Below are 19662 nucleotides of genomic sequence, written 5' to 3'. Positions count from 1 at the left end.
ACGTTTTAATTTATAAGGAGAGAACATGTCCTGGTTAGCTGACGCCACCCGCTACGATTGCATGCAGTACCGCTACTGCGGTAAAAGCGGCCTGCAGTTGCCCCTTTTGTCGTTGGGACTGTGGCACAACTTTAGTCACGGTCACGCGCTGGATGACCAACGCGCCCTGCTACGCAAGGCCTTTGACCTGGGCATTACCCATTTCGATCTGGCGAATAACTACGGGCCGCCGCCCGGCAGCGCGGAGGAAAACTTTGGCCGCCTGCTGCGCGAGGATTTTGCCGCCTACCGCGACGAGCTGATTGTGGCGACGAAAGCAGGCTATTCCATGTGGCCAGGCCCCTATGGCAACGGTAGTTCGCGAAAATATCTGCTCGCCAGCCTCGACCAGAGCCTGCAGCGGATGGGACTGGATTACGTCGATATTTTCTATTCGCATCGCGTCGATGAAAATACGCCGATGGAAGAGACTGCCGCAGCCCTGGCGCAGGCGGTACAGAGCGGTAAAGCCTTGTATGTCGGTATCTCCTCCTATTCGCCGGAACGAACGCAGCAAATGGCCGCACTTTTGCGCGACTGGAAGATCCCGCTGCTTATTCACCAGCCGTCTTATAACCTGCTCAACCGCTGGGTCGATACCAGCGGACTGCTGGATACGCTGGAGGAGAACGGCGTCGGCTGTATCGCCTTTACGCCGCTGGCGCAGGGCCTGCTGACCGGTAAATATCTACAGCAGATCCCGGAGGGTTCGCGGATGTTCTACGAAGGGAAAAGAGCGCGCGGGCTGACGGAAAATATGCTCAGTGAGTCAAATCTGAACAGCCTGCGCTTACTGCAGGAGATGGCCCACAGCCGCGGGCAGAGTATGGCGCAAATGGCGCTGAGCTGGCTGCTGAAGGATCGTCGGGTCACGTCGGTGCTGATTGGCGCCAGCCGCCCACAGCAGCTGGAGGAGAACGTACAGGCGCTAAAAAATCTGACGTTTAGCGCAGAAGAGCTGGCGCAGATTGACCAGCACGTCGCGGATGGTCAGCTCAATTTATGGCAAACCTCGTCGGATAAATAAGTCACCTGCCCGGCGGCTCTGCGCCGGCGGGCTAGTGTATCAGTGCTTACCCTTGGTCAGACGATCGAGATAGCCCATCACAAACGCCGACAGCACAAAGGTCAGGTGGATAATGACGTACCACATCAGCTTGTTGTCCGGTACGTTTTTCGCGTCCATAAACACCCGCAGCAGATGGATAGAGGAGATTGCAACAATCGACGCCGCCACTTTATTTTTCAGGGAGGTGGCATCCATTTTGCCCAGCCAGCTGAGCTTTTCTTTACCTTCATTGATATCCAGCTGGGAGACAAAATTTTCGTAGCCGGAGAACATCACCATCACCAGCAGACCGCCTACCAGCGTCATATCGACCAGCGACAGCAGCGTCAGAATCAGCTCCGACTCACCCACGCTGAAGATGTGCGGCAGTATGTGGAAAATCTCCTGAAAAAATTTGATCGACAGCGCAATCAGCCCGAGCGAAAGACCAAAATAAACCGGCGCCAACAACCAGCGTGAGGCATACATAGCATTTTCCAGAAAGCGTTCCATAAGATCCTGTGAGTTAACAAAAAAACGTTCGGCATTATATCGCAACCCGCCGTGGCGATTGCAACCTCCCGCCGCTGAGCGTCAGGCATAAAAAAAGGCTGGCGCATGGCCAGCCTGAGAAGCGTCGTCGGGGGGGTTATTTCGCTTTTACGGTTTCTTCACCCACCAGACCAATCTTCAGATAACCCGCCTGGTGCAGGGTATCCATGACCTTCATCATCGTCTCATAATCCACGGTTTTGTCCGCGCGGAAGAAGACGGTGGTATCTTTCTTCCCTTCAGTCAGCGAATCCAGCGCGCCGATCATGCTCTCTTCGGTAATGGGATCGTTGCCGAGGAACATCGTTTTATCCGCTTTCACCGACAGATAAATCGGCTTTTCCGGACGCGGCTGCGGCTGACTTGAGGAGGCCGGAAGGTTGACCTTCACATCCACGGTCGCCAGCGGCGCCGCCACCATAAAGATGATCAACAGCACCAGCATGACGTCGATAAACGGCGTGACGTTGATGTCATGCATTTCGCCGTTATCATCGAGGTTTTCGTTAAAATGCATTGCCATAAAGCATTAACCTACTCGTAATTTTTGCGCGGTACGGACCGGTTTTACGCCGCTGGCGCTCAGATCCAGGTCACGGCTTTGCAGCAGCAGCACCTGCGCGGCAACATCGCCGAGCGACGCTTTGTAGCTACCGATCATGCGGGCAAAAATGTTATAGATAACCACGGCAGGAATCGCCGCAAACAGGCCGATAGCCGTTGCCAGCAGCGCTTCAGCGATGCCCGGTGCAACGACTGCAAGGTTGGTAGTCTGCGTCTGCGCAATGCCGATGAAGCTGTTCATGATACCCCAGACGGTACCAAACAGGCCGACGAACGGGGAAATCGCCCCGATGGTCGCCAGATAACCGTTGCCGCGGCCCATGTAACGGCCGACGAACGCCACGCGACGCTCAAGGCGGAAACCGGTACGCTCTTTAATCCCTTCGTTATCTTCGACGCCTTCAGAGAGCGCCAGCTCGTTCTGTGCTTCGTTGATAAGCTGGGTGCTTAAGCTTTTCGGGTGGAAACTGCTGGCGATATCGCTGGCCTGATCGAGAGAACGAGCCTCGCCGAGCAACTGCTGTTCGCGCTTGAGACGGCGCTTACTGGAGAGCATTTCAGCACCTTTGCCGAAAAAGATAGCCCAAGTGACTATCGACGCCAAAATCAGGCCAATCATCACGACCTTAACGACAATATCGGCATGATGATACATACCCCAAACGGACAGGTCCGCCTGCATCAAATTATTACCCACGCTGAATCTCCAGGACGTCAATCACAAAATCTGAGCACAATAATATCAAAAAAGCATCGAATTGATAGTGGTTCTCATTAGTATTTACACTGTGCAGCAAATCACGTTTAGATTCCTTGCGCTTACGCAGTAAAAAAGTGGCCGACCGCGGATTTCGCAAAATTTTTGCCCGTATCGGCCATTCCCCGGTACAGGTTGGGCCATTCATGTTAGTTTAGACGTCCAGACGTATAAAACCAGGTAAAAAAACATGGCTGATAAACATCTTGATACCGCGCTGGTCAATGCCGGGCGCAGTAAAAAATATACTCAGGGCTCGGTCAACAGCGTGATTCAGCGTGCTTCATCGCTGGTGTTCGAGACTGTCGAAGCCAAAAAGCACGCCACCCGCAACCGGGCAAAAGGCGAGCTGTTTTACGGCCGTCGCGGGACATTGACCCACTTTTCGTTACAGGAAGCCATGTGTGAACTGGAAGGTGGCGCCGGGTGCGCGCTGTTTCCCTGCGGCGCCGCAGCCGTTGCCAATACTATTCTGGCCTTCGTTGAACAGGGCGACCATGTCCTGATGACCAACACCGCGTATGAGCCCAGCCAGGACTTTTGCACTAAAATCCTCGCGAAGCTCGGCGTCACCACCAGCTGGTTCGATCCGCTGATTGGCGCCGATATCGCCCGCCAGATTCAGCCAAACACCCGGGTGGTGTTCCTCGAGTCTCCCGGCTCTATCACCATGGAAGTTCACGACGTTCCGGCAATCGTTGCCGCCGTACGCCGCGTTGCCCCACAGGCGATTATCATGATCGACAACACCTGGGCTGCCGGCGTGCTGTTTAAAGCGCTGGATTTTGGCGTCGATATCTCCATCCAGGCCGGGACGAAATACCTGATAGGCCACTCTGATGCGATGGTCGGTACCGCGGTATCCAACGCACGCTGTTGGGATCAGCTGCGGGAAAACGCCTACCTGATGGGGCAAATGGTCGATGCGGATACCGCCTATATGACCAGCCGCGGCCTGCGCACCCTTGGCGTGCGCCTGCGTCAGCATCATGAAAGCAGCCTGCGTATCGCCGAATGGCTGGCGCAACATCCGCAGGTCGCGCGCGTCAATCACCCTGCGCTACCGGGCAGCAAAGGCCACGAGTTCTGGCAGCGCGATTTTACCGGCAGCAGCGGCCTGTTCTCTTTTGTCCTCAATAAACGTCTGACCGACGCCGAGCTTGCTGCATACCTCGACAACTTCAGCTTGTTCAGCATGGCCTACTCCTGGGGCGGTTTTGAATCGCTGATTCTGGCTAACCAGCCGGAACAAATCGCCTCAATTCGTCCGGAAGCTGAAGTCGATTTCAGCGGCACGCTGATTCGCGTCCATATCGGTTTAGAAAATGTTGACGATCTGCTGGCGGATTTAGCGGCAGGCTTCTCCCGTATCGTGTAAAGTGGCAGCGAGTGGCAACAATAGCGGACGTTCTGCGTAAGGCGGCCGCTTTTGTTGCGCCCGAGATCAAGGTGTTCGGGGCTCTTCAGGAGTACACTAGTCAAAAATACGGTACCACTTAGGAAAGTCCATGGTTGTCATTCAAGAGATTGTCGCCGCCCTGTGGCAACATGATTTTGCCGCGCTGGCAAACCCCCAGGTCGTGGGCGTTGTATATCTGGTCATGTTCATGACATTGTTTCTGGAAAACGGTCTGCTGCCCGCGTCATTTTTACCCGGGGACAGCCTGCTGCTGCTCGCCGGTGCGCTCATAGCCAAAGGCGTCATGGACTTTGTGCCGACTCTTGCCATCCTTACCGCCGCTGCCAGCCTCGGCTGCTGGCTGAGCTATCTGCAGGGACGCTGGCTTGGCAATACCGAAACCGTTAAAGGCTGGCTCGCCCATCTGCCGCAGAAGTACCATCAACGTGCGACCTGTATGTTTGATAAACATGGTCTTCTGGCGCTGCTGGCCGGTCGTTTCCTCGCCTTCGTGCGCACCCTGCTGCCAACGATGGCCGGCATTTCCGGGCTCTCCAACCGCCGCTTTCAGTTCTTCAACTGGCTCAGCGCGCTGCTGTGGGTCGGCGTGGTTACCGGTCTGGGCTATGCGCTCAGCATGATCCCGTTTGTGAAGCGACATGAAGACCAGGTCATGACCTGCCTGATGATTCTGCCAATCGCGCTGCTGGTGGCCGGGCTGGTGGGTACCCTGGTAGTGGTCATTAAGAAAAAGTTCTGCAGCGCGTAATAAAGCATAAATAAGGGAGGGGCCCTCCCTTATTCTCCCCCCTCGCTAACCAGCCTGCCGTTGAGTAACACCAGCCGCCTGTCAGCCAGCGCCGCCGCTTCTTCCGGTTCGTGCGTCACCAGCACTACCGTCACCGCATGGCGTCGCAGAGAACGCACCGCTTCCCATAGCCGGACACGGGTCCCGCGATCGAGGCTTGAGAAAGGCTCGTCCAGCAGCAGCAGCCTGGGGCGGGAGATCAGCGCCCTGGAGAGCGCCGCCCGCTGCTGCTCCCCGCCGGAAATCTGCCGCGGATAGCGCTCCGCCAGGTGAGCGATGCCCATCTCTTCCAGCAGATCCATCTGCTCCTTCTTGACCCGTGGAAGGCCCGCCGCGTACTGCGCCAGCGCGAGGTTGCCGCGAACCGTCAGGTAAGGAAAAAGGTAAAGACGCTGGTTGAGATAGCGGCACGGCCTTTGCCATGGCGGCAGGTCGTCAAGGCGCTGGCCGGCAAGATAAATCGTTCCCTGATAAGGAAGCGCTCCGGCAATCGCGTTCAGCATGGTGGTCTTGCCGCTCCCGGACGGCCCGGCGATCGCCACACAGCGTCCCTCCGGCACGCGGAAGCTTATCCCCTGCAAAATCCGCGTGGTGACATTTTCAACGCGCAGCATACTCTCTCGCTTTATAGAGTCGTTGGATCCGCTGCAGAATCACCAGCAGCAGCCCTGCCAGCGCAATCAGCAGCAGCGAGCAGCCTATCGCCAGTGAAAAATCGCCGCTGGCAATATTCAGGTACACCGCCATGGGCAGGGTTTCCGTTTTAAAGCGGATCGCCCCTGCCAGCATGAGGGTCGCACCAAACTCCCCCAGTGCCCTGGCCAGCGCCAGCACGCCGCCGCTCAGCAGGGAGGGCCAGCACAGCGGGATTTCAACCAGCAGCAGCGTGCGGACTGGCGTCAGCCCAAGGTTATGCGCCGTGGCGATAAATGCCGGGTCGAGCGATGAGAATGCGGCGCTCGCCGCCCGGACCACTATCGCGCTGGCAACGTAGGTCTGGGCGATAATCACGCCCAGCGGAGAGAAGAGCAGCGCGGAGAGCTGCGGAAAGATACCGTTCAGCGGCCCGCGCTGACCCAGCAACAGCAGTAGCCCAATGCCGACGATCAGCGGCGGCGTCACCAGCGGAATATCCAGCAGCGCGTCGATAATACCTTTCCCGCGGAAGGCGGTTCTCGCCATCACCCACGCGGCGGGTATCCCGATCAGCAGCGCCAGCAGAAGCGACAGCAAGGCGGTGCCCACCGACATCGCGATGGCAAAGTGCAGCTCCGGCTCCTGCAAGACCTGCATGAGGGTGGCCAAGTCCAGTTCGAATACCAGCGACAGCAGCGAGCCGACAACCAGCATCAGCAGCAGACAGAGCGGCGCAAACATCAACCCGGCCAGAGAATTTACCTGACGATTAGCCATCTGGGTTTACTTTTCCAGCGGCAGATAGCCGAGGTCGGTAAACGTTTTTATCCCCTGCGCGGAGGTAAAAGCGTTCGCCAGCTGACGGGCCTCCTCGGGGTGCTGACTGGTCCGCAGCACCGCAAGCGTTGCCACCTCATCCGGCGTATTCGCCGGCACCGGCAGCAGAACCAGCTGCTGCCGGTTTTTTAACGCATCCGTTCGGCCGATCACCGCGGCGTCAACGTCGCCGTTCAGCAAATAGAGCACCAGCTGTTTGATCGTCGCGGTGCGAACCACCACCTTCTGACGCAGCGCTTCGCCATATCCCGTGGCCTCCAGCAGCTTCTCACCGCTTTTGCCTAACGCGATGCTTTGGGGATCGCCCATGCCAATTTTCAGCGAGCTATCGGCCAGCGCGGCATAGGAGTCGATACCCGCCGCCTTATCTTTACGCACGGCCATTACCGGGGTGTGGTGCACGAGGGGGAAGGCGGCCGCCACTTTCCCCTGCTGCCGGAGTTTTTCGACGTAATCGGCCGAACCGGGGAGGAAAAGATCGCCCTGCTGCGTAAGCTGATAACGCGTCAGGATCTGGCCGGAGCCGCCATACTCGACGATCACCGTGTTGCCGCTCTCTTTTTCATACCTGGCGACAATTTGATCGACCGGGACACGCAGTCCGGCACCCGCGTACAGATGCAGCTCAGCGGCAAAAGCGAGCGGGCTACCGAGCGCCGCCAGGGCGATAACGATCCACTTTATTATTTTCATATCCCATTTTCCCTGCGTATTGATAGCGTTAATTGAGTAACGATTGCATGGCGTTATCCGCCAAACGCTGGCGCAATACGGCGACGAAGCGCCTGCCGATGATATTCCCCGGCTGGGACGGTCGGCTGGGCAAAAATCATTCGCTATATAATCAGGTATATATCGATAAGGGAGTTGGCCAAAATCAAAAGAGAGGTTAAAAAAAGAGCGCAGGCGTTAAAAAAAGGACGAAATTTGCCTCGCCGGCGGCAGGAAACAAATAAAACCAGCCGCGGTCGGAACCGGCTTCGCGCCCGCGGCAACCAAATCAGGCCCCCTGCATGCTGCGCACTCGCGCCGCATCTTCTCCCGGCGTCATGCCAAAGTAGCGTTTAAACTCACGGCTGAACTGCGACGCGCTCTCGTAACCGACGCGCATCGCCGCGGCGCTGGCTTTCATCCCGTCATGAATCATCAGCATCCGCGCCTTATGTAAGCGATAGCTTTTGAGATACTGCAGCGGCGAGGTGCTGGTCACCGATTTGAAATTATGATGAAACGCCGAGACGCTCATATTGGCTTCCGCCGCCAGCTGATCGACGCTGAGGTTTTCGGTGTACTGGCTTTCAATGCGCTTCAGAACACGGCTAATCAGGCTGAAGTGGGTTTGTCGGCTGACCAGCGCCAGCAGCGCCCCGCCGCATGGCCCGGTAAGCACGTGATAGAGGATCTCGCGGATGATCTGTTTGCCAAGGATACGCGCATCCAGCGGCCGCTCCATCACATCCAGCAGCCTCTCCGCGGCACACAGGATCTCGTCCGATAACGCCGCCGAGTTGATGCCGCTGGAGGCCATCGAGGGCTGAAACAGCGCGTCCTCGCCAATGTCCATCAGCAGCTCCTGCAGCTGAAGAATATCCACATTCAGGCGCAATCCCGCAAGCGGCACCTCTGGCGTTGCGAAGGTCTCGCACTCAAACGGCAGGGGGACCGTCAACAGCAGGTATTCATTGGTGTCATAGCGAAAAGTCCGCTCATTGATGTAGCCAATTTTATGACCTGAAAAGAGAAAAACAATGCCTGGCTGGTACATCACCGGCGTGCGAGTCCCCGGCTGCGTGCCGTACAACAGACGAATATCTGGCAGCAGCAAGCTGAGGTTTTCTTCGTTATCTTTCAGTGCATTAACCTTTTCCGTCAACAGCTGGCATATCTCGGCGCGGTTCATTTTCGGTGCTTCTCCAGACGTTTTCTCACCTCTGCATTGTGCGCATATTTCTGCCTTTTCTCCAGCCCGGTGGAGAAATGGGCAAGACAACGGCAGGAATGTGCATTGAGAGGAACCGGCGACAGGACCACAATGACCGTCATCTGGCCGAGGCATCCTCTCAGTCGGCAGTTTTCTTTTTTTGAGGGCACGAATAATGAACAATTTCGATCTACATACCCCAACCCGCATCCTGTTTGGTAAAGGCGCCATCGCTAACCTGCGCGACCAAATCCCGGCGGATGCCCGGATTCTGGTGACCTACGGCGGCGGCAGCGTGAAAAAAACCGGCGTGCTCGATCAGGTCCTCAACGCTCTGAACGGCTTCGACGTTCTGGAGTTTGGCGGGATTGAACCAAACCCCTCTTACGAAACGCTGATGAACGCGGTGAAAATCGCCCGTGAACAAAACGTCACCTTCCTGCTCGCCGTCGGCGGTGGTTCGGTACTGGATGGCACCAAATTCATCGCCGCGGCGGCGCACTATGACGAGAACGTCGATCCGTGGGAAATTCTCGAAACCTACGGCAGCCACGTGAAAAGTGCGATCCCGATGGGCTCCGTGCTGACGCTGCCGGCAACCGGTTCCGAATCCAATAAAGGCGCCGTGGTTTCACGTAAAACGACCGGCGACAAACGCGCCTTCATGTCTTCTCATGTGCAGCCGGTGTTTGCGATCCTCGATCCGGTTTATACCTATACCCTGCCACCGCGTCAGGTGGCCAACGGCGTGGTTGACGCATTTGTCCATACCGTTGAGCAGTACGTTACCTACCCGGTTGATGGCAAAATTCAGGATCGCTTCGCCGAAGGCATTCTGCTGACCCTGATTGAAGAGGGTCCGAAAGCGCTGAAGGAGCCGGAAAATTACGACGTTCGCGCCAATATTATGTGGGCCGCGACCCAGGCGCTAAACGGCCTGATCGGCGCCGGCGTTCCCCAGGACTGGGCAACGCACATGCTGGGTCATGAGCTGACCGCGATGCATGGCCTCGATCATGCCCAGACGCTGGCCATTGTGCTGCCAGTATTGTGGAATGAAAAACGCGAGACTAAACGCGCGAAACTGCTGCAGTATGCCGCTCGCGTCTGGAATATTACCGAGGGCTCTGAAGACGAACGTATCGATGCCGCTATCGCCGCGACGCGTAACTTCTTCGAACAGCTTGGCGTACCGACCCGTCTTTCCGACTACGGTCTGGACGGTAGCTCCATCCCGGCATTACTGGCTAAACTGGAAGAACACGGCATGACGGCGCTGGGTGAAAATCAGGATATCACCCTTGAGGTCAGCCGCCGGATTTACGAGGCTGCACGCTAAGTTTTCCCTTTCTCCCCCTCCTCTCCTTCCCGTGAACTTGTGGGAAGGAGAAGAGTTTTACTACCGTTTTTAGCTATTTCGTCCAGACTTAATGCTACCCCTTAGCGGAATGTATACCGCTGAGTTTCATTAACAGGAGGAAGGCATGACACATCCAACCGTTATAAAACTGCACGACGGCAACCTGATGCCACAACTGGGTCTCGGCGTGTGGAAAGCAGGCAACGAGGAAGTCGTCTCCGCCATTCATAAGGCGCTGGAAGTCGGTTATCGCTCTTTTGACACCGCCGCCGCATACCAAAATGAGACCGGTGTCGGCAATGCGTTGCGCAGCGCAGGCGTCCCCCGCGATGAGCTGTTTATCACCACGAAACTGTGGAACGACGACCAAAAACGGCCTCGTGAAGCGCTGCAAGAGAGCCTGAGCAAGCTGCAGCTCGATTATGTCGATCTCTATCTTATGCACTGGCCGGTTCCGGCGATTGACCACTATGTTGACGCCTGGAAAGGCATGGTTGAGCTGCAAAAAGAGGGGCTGGTCAAAAGCATCGGCGTTTGTAACTTCCAGGTACACCATCTCCAGCGGCTGCTCGATGAAACCGGCATCGTGCCGGTGATAAACCAGGTAGAGCTTCACCCTTTGCTACAGCAACGTCAGCTTCATGCCTGGAACGCCACGCATAAAATTCAGACGGAATCCTGGAGCCCGCTGGCGCAGGGGGGAGAAGGCGTTTTCGATCGGAAAATTGTTCACCATCTCGCGGATAAATACGGTAAAACGCCCGCGCAGATTGTTATCCGCTGGCACCTGGACAATGGGCTGGTGGTGATTCCGAAATCCGTAACGCCGGCGCGTATTGCGGAGAACTTCAACGTCTGGGATTTCCGTCTCGATAAAGACGAGCTGGGTGAGATGGCAAAACTGGACCAGAACAAACGTCTGGGCCCGGATCCGGATCAGTTCGGCGGATAGAGCGCAAACAGGCCGGATGGCGCTGACGCCGATCCGGCCTGTGATTCACCGTTTACCGGCCCGGAAAGCGCAGCGCCACCGGGCCATACAACAGACTTAACGGCTGGCGACCTTGCCGCGTTTTACGGGCTTCTTCGCCGTCTCCCCACCGTTCGAACGCTGATGCACAATGGGCGTATGTTTGGTTAACGCCGGGCGGGTATTGCGGTTCTGACGACGCGCCTCACGCATCTCATCCAGCGTTGGTGCAGGAACCAGACAGTCGCGGCGCGATCCAATCAGATGCTTCTTGCCCATGCTCTCCAGCGCCTGACGAATCAGCGGCCAGTTCGCCGGATCGTGGTAACGCAACAGCGCTTTATGCAGACGGCGCTGTTTGTCGCCTCTCGGCACCACAACGTCTTCACTCTTATAGCCAATCTTACCCAGCGGGTTCTTGCCGGTGTAATACATGGTGGTCGAGTTGGCCAGCGGCGACGGATAGAAGTTCTGGACCTGGTCGAGACGGAAACGGTGTTTTTTCAGCCACAGGGCCAGGTTCACCATATCTTCATCACGAGTCCCCGGGTGCGCAGAGATAAAGTATGGGATCAGGTACTGCTCTTTGCCCGCCTGCTTCGAATAGGTATCGAACAGCTCTTTAAAGCGGTCATAGCTTCCCATACCCGGCTTCATCATTTTTGACAGCGGGCCTTCTTCCGTATGTTCCGGGGCAATCTTCAGATAGCCGCCAACGTGGTGAGTCGCCAGCTCTTTGATGTAGCGCGGATCCTCGACGGCGATGTCATAGCGCACGCCAGAGGCGATGAGGATTTTTTTAATCCCTTTCAGATCGCGGGCGCGACGATACAGATTGATCGTTGGCTCATGGTTGGTATCCATGTGCGGACAGATATCCGGATAGACGCAGGATAAACGGCGACAGGTTTGTTCCGCACGCGGCGACTTGCAGCGCAGCATATACATGTTGGCTGTCGGGCCGCCAAGATCGGAGATAACACCGGTAAAGCCGGGAACCGTGTCGCGAATCGCTTCGATCTCGTTGATGATCGAATCTTCGGAACGGCTCTGAATGATGCGCCCTTCATGCTCGGTGATGGAGCAGAAAGAACAGCCGCCGAAACAGCCGCGCATAATGTTTATCGAGAAACGAATCATCTCGTAAGCCGGAATACGGCTGTCGCCATATGCCGGGTGCGGGACGCGCTTATACGGCAGCGCAAACACGCTGTCCATCTCTTCCGTCGACAGCGGGATTGCCGGTGGGTTAACCCAGATATAACGCTCGCCGTGCTTTTGCATTAACGCGCGCGCGCAGCCCGGGTTGGTCTCATGATGCAGAATACGTGACGCGTGCGCGTACAGCACCTTGTCCCCTTTCACCTTCTCAAAGGAAGGCAGCAGGACGTAGGTTTTTTCCCACGGCTTCGGACGCGGCGGTTGAACGGTAACACGTTTGGCTTCTTGTTTTGGCGGCGCGACGGTTTTGTTATCCGCGCACGGCAGGTCTTCGCCATACGGGTGCGGGATCGGGTCAATTTTACCCGGCGTATCCAGACGGGTAGAGTCCACACCGCTCCAGCCCGGCAGCGCCTCTTTGACCATAATGGCGGTATTACGCACGTCGCGAATTTGGCCAATCGGCTCACCGGCAGCCAGACGATGCGCCACTTCCACCAGCGGACGCTCGCCGTTGCCGAACATCAGCATATCGGCTTTCGAGTCCACCAGCACCGAACGGCGCACGGTATCAGACCAGTAATCATAATGCGCGGTACGACGCAGGCTGGCCTCGATTCCCCCGAGGATAACCGGGACATCCTTCCACGCTTCTTTACAGCGCTGGGTATAGACCAGCGTGGCGCGGTCAGGACGTTTACCGGCAACATTGCCCGCGGTATAAGCATCATCGTGGCGCAGCTTACGGTCAGCGGTGTAGCGGTTGATCATCGAGTCCATATTGCCGGCGGTGACCCCGAAGAACAGGTTCGGTTTGCCGAGGCGCATAAAGTCATTTTTATTGTTCCAGTCAGGCTGGGAAATAATCCCGACGCGGAATCCCTGCGCTTCCAGCATGCGTCCGCAGATCGCCATTCCGAAGCTCGGATGGTCGACATACGCATCGCCGGTGACCAGGATAATGTCGCAGCTATCCCAGCCAAGTTGATCCATCTCTTCGCGTGACATTGGTAAAAATGGCGCCGGGCCAAAGCAGGCGGCCCAATACTGCGGCCAGGAAAAAAGGTCACGATCCGGTTGGATCAGGGATATTGCGCTCATATTGCTTCCGGAAAAAATGATAAAAAAATAATCAAAGGGCGGCGATTATAAGCCGGATCGATGATGGAAATGAAGGGAGATTTTCTTATACCCTGACCGCGATCCGGTCAGGGTATGAGGCATTACGGTGCGGGATTGACCAGCATCTGGCCAATGGAACCACGGTCGGCAAGCTCCAGCGTCTGGCTCAGGAACTGGAACGGGAAATGCGGCCAGGAAGGCTGCGCGTAGTACACCAGCAGCTCCACCTGCCCGTCGACCCAGACGGTATCTTTCCAGCCGCGATCCTCCGGGAACGGCGCGGACCCGTTCACGTTACGCACCTGGAACATCACCCCTTCTATATGGAACGACTGCGGCCGATCGGCGCGCACGGTCCAGCGCTCCCAGGTGCCCTGCTGGGCGGTGATATCAATGCGCTGCGGATCCCACAGATTACCGTTAATGCCCGGATCGTCGCCCAGAGAGATATCCCGTGAGCGAAGCGGCGTACCGGACAGGAACTCCGTCGGCAGCAAACGCACCGGCAGACTATCGGTAACCAGCGGCAGCAGGCCCGTCGGACGCAACGTTAATAGCAGCGTAGAAATCAGGATGCTCGACGGTTCGAAGAAGCCACGGATACGATCAACGATGCTCGCCGCTTCGCCGCAGGTAATCGACACCTCATCGCCGTTGGTCATATCCACCAGAATTTCTCGCCGTTCGCCGGGGGCCAACGACAGCTGTTTCAGTGACACCGGCGCAGGTAAAAAGCCCTGATCGCCGGAGATAACGTGTATCAGCCGGCCATCGCTCATCTGCAGCTGATAGCGGCGGGAGTTAGAGGCGTTCAGCAGACGCAGGCGCACCCAGCCGCGCGACACTTCGACATACGGACTCTGTACGCCGTTCACCAGCAGCGTATCGCCGACAAAACCGCCGCTGCCGGGTTCGCTGTATTCCGGGGTACCGAAATTATCCAGCCGCTTGTCCTGAATAATCACCGGGAAGTCATCCACGCCATAGTGATTAGGTACCGGGAGATTTTTGCTGATTTCATCTTCCACCAGCCACATGCCCGCCAGACCGTTATAGACCTGTCTGGCCATATGGTTCGGGGTATTCGCCTGATACCACAGCGTGGCGGCACTCTGGCGAATCGGCAGCACCGGCGCCCAGTCGGCGTTCGGCGACATCATTCGCGCCGCGCCGCCAATCAGCGGACCGGGAACCTGCAGGCCCCGAATGGTCATGGCGACGTTTTCCGTCAGGCGGTTGCTGTAAATGAGCTTAACATCATCGCCATTCCACACGCGGATCGTCGGCCCGAGATAGCGACCGTTCACGCCCCATACCGAGGCGCGCGTTCCCGGGGTAAATGACCAGTGCGCCCGCTGCAGAGTTAAAAACAGCGGCTGGCCGCGGCGGGATTCCAGCAGCGGTGGAACCGGCAAGGCTGGCTGCTGGCCGGCGGCATGTGCGTTCAGCGGCACGGCTCCCGCGCACAGCGCTACGCCTGAAGCCTTAATAAACTGACGCCGACTGAGTGACATATTAACTCCATGGAATACTAACTCATCAAAAAGGGAATTCGTTTCCCGCTAGCCCTGTGCTCGCATTATCGCGGCAGTTCCTGGTTTATTTCTTTGCCGCCGCTTCGCGTTCAGCAACCTCGCGATCCAGCTCTTCAATCTTCGCCGCCATCAGCTCGCGGCAGTGCGTTGCCAGCGCACGTACGCCCTCTTTACCAAACTGGCTGGTATCGACCGGCGGCAGCATTTCGACAATCACCAGACCATTGTTCAGGCGATTGAGGTTAATTTTATTCGAAGTATTGGAAACGCACACCGGAATAATCGGTACGCCAGCGGCAATCGCCGCGTGGAAAGCGCCGGTTTTAAAGGGGAGCAAACCGCGACCGCGGCTGCGCGTACCTTCCGGGAACATCCAGAAAGAGATTTTGCGTTTTTTAAACGTATTGACGACCTGCGAGATAGTGCCATGCGCTTTCGCCCGGTTATTACGGTCAATCAGCAGGTTCCCCGTCAACCAGTAGAGCAGACCAAAAAACGGGATCCACACCAGGCTCTTTTTACCCACGGTCACGGTCGGCGGCTGTACGATATTTGATGCCGTCACCATATCATAGTTGTTCTGATGGTTAGCGATGTAGATCGCATTGCCATAGCTCTCTGCATCAGCAGGCTTACGCGTTTCGACCTTCAGGCCGAACAGCGGAGAGAGCCGGCCAAACAGATGCCCGAAGGTGGCCACGTGTTTAGGATTACGCGGGCTGAACAAGCAGTAAATACAGCCAAATATGCACACAAAGAGACAATAAATAACAACAACAATTAGTCGAAAAATAAATAGCATAGCTACCTCTAAAACCCAAACCGCTTAGAATTATACCCGTTAAACTTCAGCTCGTATGCGCGCGAACGGCGATATCGCCCGGTACATCGTGACCGCACGTGCACGACACGCCTGACACGCTCGTCGTTGCATTTCAGCGCAACTCACGTGTAAAGGGTACTGACTCGCTGTTTAGCAGATTGCAGGCGTCGGGTGTCATTTGCTGGCCGCCCCGACGTATCTTGAATGATTTTGCGCCTATTGTTAATCGCAACACCTGAATAAACAACGATTTTGCGGCAAATTTTAGCCTCCCCTACCGGATAGCAGGGGAGGCTCATCTTACTCTTCGCTATCGCCCGCCGACGATGCCCGACGCGGCGAATCGATTTCCACACGATCGATTTTCTGCAGTCCGCGCATCAGCGAGCCGCGACGACCGCGTTCACCGGTGACTTTTTGCAGCTCTTCGGGACGCAGTTTAATTTTGCGTTTCCCGACGTGGATAGTCAGCGTGCTCTGCGGCGGCAGCACGAACAAGTGCGCCAGGCCATCCTGACCGGAAGCCGCTTCCGCCGACGGAATATTGATAATCTTATTCCCCTTACCTTTCGACAGCTGCGGTAAGTCGCTGACCGGGAACATCAGCATGCGTCCGGCAGCGGTGATCGCCAGCAGCATGTCTGAATCATCCTCAATCACCAGCGGCGCCATGACGCGCGCGTTATCCGGCAACGTAATCAGCGCCTTGCCTGCGCGGTTGCGCGCCACCAGATCGTTAAAGGTACAGACGAAACCGTAGCCGGCGTCGGAGGCCATCAGCAGCTTGCGATCGTCGCTTTCCATCAGCATATGTTCAATGCTGGCGCCCGGCGGTAGCGTCAGTTTGCCGGTAATCGGCTCACCCTGACCGCGTGCCGACGGCAGCGTAATGGGATCGATGGCGTAGCTACGCCCGGTGGTATCAATAAACACCACCGGCTGGTTGCTCTTGCCTTTCGACGACGCCTTCCAGCTATCGCCCGCTTTATAACTCAGGCCCTGCGCGTCAATATCGTGGCCTTTGGCGCTCCGCACCCAGCCCATTTGCGACAGCACGATGGTCACCGGTTCAGACGGCAGCATGTCATGCTCGCTCATCGCTTTTGCTTCTTCGCGCTCGCGCAGCGGTGAACGACGATCGTCGCCGAAGGTTTCGGCGTCGGCCTGCAGCTCTTTCTTCAGCAGGTTGTTCATCTTCCGTTCAGAGGCCAGAATCGCCTGCAGCTGATCGCGCTCTTTTTCCAGATCGCTCTGCTCGCCGCGGATCTTCATCTCTTCCAGTCGGGCGAGGTGACGCAGTTTCAGCTCAAGGATCGCTTCCGCCTGGGTTTCGCTGATGCCAAAACGCGACATCAGGACCGGCTTCGGTTCATCCTCGTGGCGGATAATTTCAATCACTTCATCAATGTTGAGGAACGCGACCAGCAAACCTTCGAGGATGTGCAGACGCTTAAGCACTTTCTCCAGCCGGTAGTTCAGACGACGACGCACGGTATCGCGGCGGAAGGTCAGCCATTCCGCGAGGATCTCCAGCAGGTTTTTTACCGCCGGACGATTGTCGAGGCCGATCATGTTCAGGTTGATGCGATAGCTTTTTTCAAGATCGGTGGTCGCAAACAGATGATTCATCACCTGTTCCATATCCACGCGATTCGAACGCGGGACGATCACCAGGCGCGTCGGGTTTTCGTGGTCCGACTCATCGCGCAGATCGTCAACCATCGGCAGCTTTTTGTTGCGCATCTGAGCGGCAATCTGTTCCAGCACGCGGGCGCCGGAAACCTGATGCGGCAACGCCGTAATCACTACCGCGCCGTCCTCTTTTTTCCATACCGCACGCATCCGCACCGAACCGCGACCGTTCTGGTAGATTTTGCGGATCTCCGCGCGTGGAGTAATGATTTCGGCTTCGGTCGGGTAGTCTGGCCCGTGAACGATATCCAGCAGTTCGTCGAGCGAGGTCTGCGGTTTTTCGATCAACGTAATGGCAGCCTGCGCCACTTCACGCAGGTTGTGCGGAGGAATATCGGTTGCCATACCAACGGCGATGCCGGTAGTGCCGTTCAGCAGGATATTCGGCAGACGCGCAGGCAGCATTTTCGGCTCCTGCATCGTCCCGTCGAAGTTCGGCACCCAGTCGACGGTTCCCTGCCCCAGTTCGCCCAGCAGCAGTTCCGCATACTTCGACAAACGGGATTCGGTATAACGCATCGCGGCGAAGGATTTAGGATCGTCCGGCGCCCCCCAGTTCCCCTGCCCATCCACCAGCGGGTAGCGGTAGGAGAATGGCTGCGCCATCAGCACCATAGCTTCATAGCATGCGCTATCGCCGTGCGGGTGATATTTACCCAGCACATCACCCACGGTGCGGGCGGACTTTTTGAACTTCGCGCTGGCGTTCAGCCCCAGCTCAGACATCGCGTAAACGATGCGACGCTGGACCGGCTTCAGACCATCGCCAATAAACGGCAACGCCCTGTCCATGATGACGTACATGGAATAGTTCAGGTAAGCATTTTCCGTAAATTCATGCAGCGCAAGGCGCTCTGCCATATCGCTCATTAATCGTGAATCCTCAATCTGCGTACCGACCGTGCGGGCGGCAAAACTACCCGCGATAATACCCGATCTCACGCCCTGAGTCACAGGCCGTGAGATCGGCTGAGGATTCCGCTGGCGCTAATCAGCGTAACGGCAGATAAATATCGGTCTGTAGCTCGTGTTCGCCGACTTCATGCACGAAGTTGAGGTAACGAAAAAACAGCGGAAAATCGCGTGGCGTTTCGCCCGACGTCGGTAGCCAGTCGCGGTAGAGAGACCAGATACTTTGCGCGAGCGTATCCAGCGAGCCGTGATGGCGCGCCACTGCGCATCGCCCGCCCGGAATGGTGCCATTCACCACGCCAAAGGCGTTTTCCGCGATCGGTTCGCTGACCGACCCGCAGATATCAAAACGGAAATCGTCAGCGGGGGTGGCCGCGGGATCGTCCCACGACACGCCCCAGGTCGCGCTGGTGGCGACCGGCGATAACCCGCTCGCCTTGCGCCAGGCGATAAACTGCGCCGCCGTAGCATTGACCAAATCAGGACTGCCGCGGTGGCGCAACATCGCCACCTGCGTCTCAGGGAACTGGACTATTTTAACCACCATCGGATGTTGCTCCTGTAACGTATGTTTCGGAACGCGTCGATGCCACTCCTGCCAGTCCGGCTGTTGACGGAACTGGCTGGGGCTTTGAGCGAACGCGGCACGGAAGGCACGACTGAACGATTCCGGATTCTGAAACCCGGCATCAAGGGCAATATCGATGATTTTATCCTGCGGCCTGAACGCCAGACGCCAGCAGGCGCGGCGCAGACGCAGCCACTGGATATAGCGATATAGCGGTACGCCGCTACAGGCAGTGAATTGCCGGTGAAAGTGGTACGGCGAGCTGTGCGCGATCGCGCTCAGCGTCTCCAGCGACAGGGGTTCATCCAGATGACGCTCAATGTATAAACACACGCGCTGAAAACGCCCGGCGTACGCCGGGCTGGTTCTGGTCTCGTTCATCGTCTCCTCCTCCGGACATACTCTGGCAGAGCGAGGATAGCGATTCCTGACCGATCTTGCGCGATGTCGCGCTTACGGGGTGACTTTAGTAATCTGCTTCACATCGATTTCGACCGAGTTCCAGTCTTTGTCGACCTCCCCCTGGATCTCAACGGTGTCCTGCGGTGTGACGGTCAGGCCGTTCCAGCGTTTATGGTCAATATCCACATTCACCGTCCCGGAAGCATCCTGGAATTTATACAGATCGTCGGAAATCCGCTGCACGATTTTACCGCGCAGGGTCACCCAGGTGTCATCCCGCAAGGATTTGGCGTTTTCCACCGTCGTTACGCTCCCGCTCGGGCCAATAAAACCGCCTTTTTGCGTAGACGTCTGGCTGGTTTGCGTCGCACCCGGTCCGTTAAAACCACCTTGTTCAGCAGCCAGCACCGGCATCGAAATTAAAGCGACGATCGCGGTCATTGCAGCCATTTTCTTCATAAGATGTTCTCCTTGTCTGGTTATATGACCATGATTACATCAGGCAAAACTTAACGACTTCTTAAGCAGAAAAAAGAAATTTTATTACTGTACAGCG

17 protein-coding genes and 1 pseudogene are annotated in these 19662 nt (G+C 56.8%); 5 read left to right on the top strand and 13 right to left on the bottom strand.

Annotation, left to right across the window (positions count from 1 at the left end):
• Positions 1-25: 25 nt before the first annotated feature.
• Positions 26-1066, top strand: a complete 1041-nt coding sequence (gene mgrA, locus OQV00_RS03585) for an L-glyceraldehyde 3-phosphate reductase (RefSeq protein WP_015585708.1) — start codon at positions 26-28, stop codon at positions 1064-1066.
• Between the two features lie 39 nt (positions 1067-1105).
• On the opposite strand, the gene OQV00_RS03580 is transcribed toward mgrA, so the two are convergent.
• The 3 genes from OQV00_RS03580 to exbB all read right to left on the bottom strand — a co-directional run bounded on the left by OQV00_RS03580 (position 1106) and on the right by exbB (position 2900).
• Positions 1106-1600 carry a TIGR00645 family protein gene (locus OQV00_RS03580; protein WP_004867699.1) on the bottom strand — a complete coding sequence of 165 codons (495 nt, stop codon included), beginning with the start codon at positions 1598-1600 and terminating at the stop codon, positions 1106-1108.
• Between the two features lie 136 nt (positions 1601-1736).
• Positions 1737-2162: a TonB system transport protein ExbD gene (gene exbD, locus OQV00_RS03575; protein ID WP_004867700.1), complete on the bottom strand. Its 426-nt coding sequence runs from the start codon at positions 2160-2162 to the stop codon at positions 1737-1739.
• 6 nt (positions 2163-2168) lie between these two features.
• Entirely contained in the window at positions 2169-2900 is a 732-nt protein-coding gene (exbB, locus tag OQV00_RS03570; protein ID WP_004867704.1) for a tol-pal system-associated acyl-CoA thioesterase, read from the bottom strand.
• Between the two features lie 250 nt (positions 2901-3150).
• On the opposite strand from exbB, the gene metC reads away from it, so the two are divergent.
• Positions 3151-4338: a cystathionine beta-lyase gene (gene metC, locus OQV00_RS03565; protein ID WP_015585707.1), complete on the top strand. Its 1188-nt coding sequence runs from the start codon at positions 3151-3153 to the stop codon at positions 4336-4338.
• A gap of 130 nt (positions 4339-4468) precedes the next feature.
• Positions 4469-5128 (top strand): DedA family general envelope maintenance protein YghB, encoded by a 660-nt coding sequence (gene yghB / locus OQV00_RS03560; protein ID WP_004867712.1) that lies wholly within the window; start codon positions 4469-4471, stop codon positions 5126-5128.
• A 29-nt stretch (positions 5129-5157) separates the two neighbouring features.
• Here yghB and OQV00_RS03555 read toward each other — a convergent pair whose 3' ends face one another.
• From OQV00_RS03555 to OQV00_RS03540, 4 genes are all read right to left on the bottom strand, one after another.
• A complete protein-coding gene (locus OQV00_RS03555; RefSeq protein ID WP_015585706.1) occupies positions 5158-5781 on the bottom strand; it encodes an ABC transporter ATP-binding protein in 624 nt (207 codons plus the stop codon).
• Positions 5768-6580: an ABC transporter permease gene (locus OQV00_RS03550; RefSeq protein WP_081213131.1), complete on the bottom strand. Its 813-nt coding sequence runs from the start codon at positions 6578-6580 to the stop codon at positions 5768-5770. Before OQV00_RS03550 ends, OQV00_RS03555 begins: the two co-directional genes overlap by 14 nt.
• Positions 6581-6586: 6 nt before the next feature.
• Positions 6587-7333: a molybdate ABC transporter substrate-binding protein gene (gene modA, locus OQV00_RS03545; RefSeq protein ID WP_266279846.1), complete on the bottom strand. Its 747-nt coding sequence runs from the start codon at positions 7331-7333 to the stop codon at positions 6587-6589.
• Between the two features lie 307 nt (positions 7334-7640).
• On the bottom strand, positions 7641-8540 hold the full coding sequence (locus OQV00_RS03540; protein ID WP_004867724.1) for an AraC family transcriptional regulator: 900 nt from the start codon (positions 8538-8540) through the stop codon (positions 7641-7643).
• A gap of 196 nt (positions 8541-8736) precedes the next feature.
• On the opposite strand from OQV00_RS03540, the gene yqhD reads away from it, so the two are divergent.
• The gene (gene yqhD / locus OQV00_RS03535; RefSeq protein ID WP_004867729.1) at positions 8737-9900 is read left to right on the top strand and encodes an alcohol dehydrogenase; all 1164 of its coding nucleotides are present in this window, start codon (positions 8737-8739) and stop codon (positions 9898-9900) included.
• Positions 9901-10045: 145 nt separating this feature from the next.
• Positions 10046-10873 (top strand): 2,5-didehydrogluconate reductase DkgA, encoded by an 828-nt coding sequence (dkgA, locus tag OQV00_RS03530; protein WP_004867733.1) that lies wholly within the window; start codon positions 10046-10048, stop codon positions 10871-10873.
• A 129-nt stretch (positions 10874-11002) separates the two neighbouring features.
• On the opposite strand, the pseudogene OQV00_RS03525 reads toward dkgA, so the two are convergent.
• From OQV00_RS03525 to OQV00_RS03500, 6 genes and pseudogenes are all read right to left on the bottom strand, one after another.
• Positions 11003-13242 (bottom strand): annotated as a pseudogene (locus tag OQV00_RS03525) (YgiQ family radical SAM protein); the annotation flags it as partial.
• 33 nt (positions 13243-13275) lie between these two features.
• Positions 13276-14688, bottom strand: a complete 1413-nt coding sequence (ftsP, locus tag OQV00_RS03520; protein ID WP_015585703.1) for a cell division protein FtsP — start codon at positions 14686-14688, stop codon at positions 13276-13278.
• Between the two features lie 85 nt (positions 14689-14773).
• Positions 14774-15511, bottom strand: a complete 738-nt coding sequence (gene plsC, locus OQV00_RS03515) for a 1-acylglycerol-3-phosphate O-acyltransferase (RefSeq protein ID WP_004867743.1) — start codon at positions 15509-15511, stop codon at positions 14774-14776.
• Between the two features lie 321 nt (positions 15512-15832).
• Positions 15833-18094, bottom strand: a complete 2262-nt coding sequence (gene parC, locus OQV00_RS03510; protein WP_071359782.1) for a DNA topoisomerase IV subunit A — start codon at positions 18092-18094, stop codon at positions 15833-15835.
• Positions 18095-18215: 121 nt separating this feature from the next.
• Positions 18216-19085: an AraC family transcriptional regulator gene (locus OQV00_RS03505; RefSeq protein WP_004867747.1), complete on the bottom strand. Its 870-nt coding sequence runs from the start codon at positions 19083-19085 to the stop codon at positions 18216-18218.
• Positions 19086-19157: 72 nt separating this feature from the next.
• Positions 19158-19565, bottom strand: coding sequence for a YgiW/YdeI family stress tolerance OB fold protein (locus tag OQV00_RS03500; protein ID WP_004867749.1), 408 nt, complete (start codon positions 19563-19565; stop codon positions 19158-19160).
• Positions 19566-19662: the final 97 nt, after the last annotated feature.

Source organism: Klebsiella sp. DY2415 (assembly GCF_026314315.1).
GTDB classification, from domain to species: Bacteria; Pseudomonadota; Gammaproteobacteria; order Enterobacterales; family Enterobacteriaceae; genus Klebsiella; species Klebsiella ornithinolytica.
The sequence above is the reverse complement of the archived record's forward strand: the minus strand, read 5'-3'. Positions and strand labels throughout refer to the sequence as shown.

Bases quoted from the DNA above. Each gene is read 5' to 3' on its own strand.
- mgrA (WP_015585708.1), top strand. From the start codon at position 26: ATGTCCTGGTTAGCTGACGCCACCCGCTACGATTGCATGCAGTACCGC.
- OQV00_RS03580 (WP_004867699.1), bottom strand. From the start codon at position 1,600: ATGGAACGCTTTCTGGAAAATGCTATGTATGCCTCACGCTGGTTGTTG.
- exbD (WP_004867700.1), bottom strand. From the start codon at position 2,162: ATGGCAATGCATTTTAACGAAAACCTCGATGATAACGGCGAAATGCAT.
- metC (WP_015585707.1), top strand. From the start codon at position 3,151: ATGGCTGATAAACATCTTGATACCGCGCTGGTCAATGCCGGGCGCAGT.
- yghB (WP_004867712.1), top strand. From the start codon at position 4,469: ATGGTTGTCATTCAAGAGATTGTCGCCGCCCTGTGGCAACATGATTTT.
- OQV00_RS03555 (WP_015585706.1), bottom strand. From the start codon at position 5,781: ATGCTGCGCGTTGAAAATGTCACCACGCGGATTTTGCAGGGGATAAGC.
- OQV00_RS03550 (WP_081213131.1), bottom strand. From the start codon at position 6,580: ATGGCTAATCGTCAGGTAAATTCTCTGGCCGGGTTGATGTTTGCGCCG.
- modA (WP_266279846.1), bottom strand. From the start codon at position 7,333: ATGAAAATAATAAAGTGGATCGTTATCGCCCTGGCGGCGCTCGGTAGC.
- OQV00_RS03540 (WP_004867724.1), bottom strand. From the start codon at position 8,540: ATGAACCGCGCCGAGATATGCCAGCTGTTGACGGAAAAGGTTAATGCA.
- yqhD (WP_004867729.1), top strand. From the start codon at position 8,737: ATGAACAATTTCGATCTACATACCCCAACCCGCATCCTGTTTGGTAAA.
- dkgA (WP_004867733.1), top strand. From the start codon at position 10,046: ATGACACATCCAACCGTTATAAAACTGCACGACGGCAACCTGATGCCA.
- ftsP (WP_015585703.1), bottom strand. From the start codon at position 14,688: ATGTCACTCAGTCGGCGTCAGTTTATTAAGGCTTCAGGCGTAGCGCTG.
- plsC (WP_004867743.1), bottom strand. From the start codon at position 15,511: ATGCTATTTATTTTTCGACTAATTGTTGTTGTTATTTATTGTCTCTTT.
- parC (WP_071359782.1), bottom strand. From the start codon at position 18,094: ATGAGCGATATGGCAGAGCGCCTTGCGCTGCATGAATTTACGGAAAAT.
- OQV00_RS03505 (WP_004867747.1), bottom strand. From the start codon at position 19,085: ATGAACGAGACCAGAACCAGCCCGGCGTACGCCGGGCGTTTTCAGCGC.
- OQV00_RS03500 (WP_004867749.1), bottom strand. From the start codon at position 19,565: ATGAAGAAAATGGCTGCAATGACCGCGATCGTCGCTTTAATTTCGATG.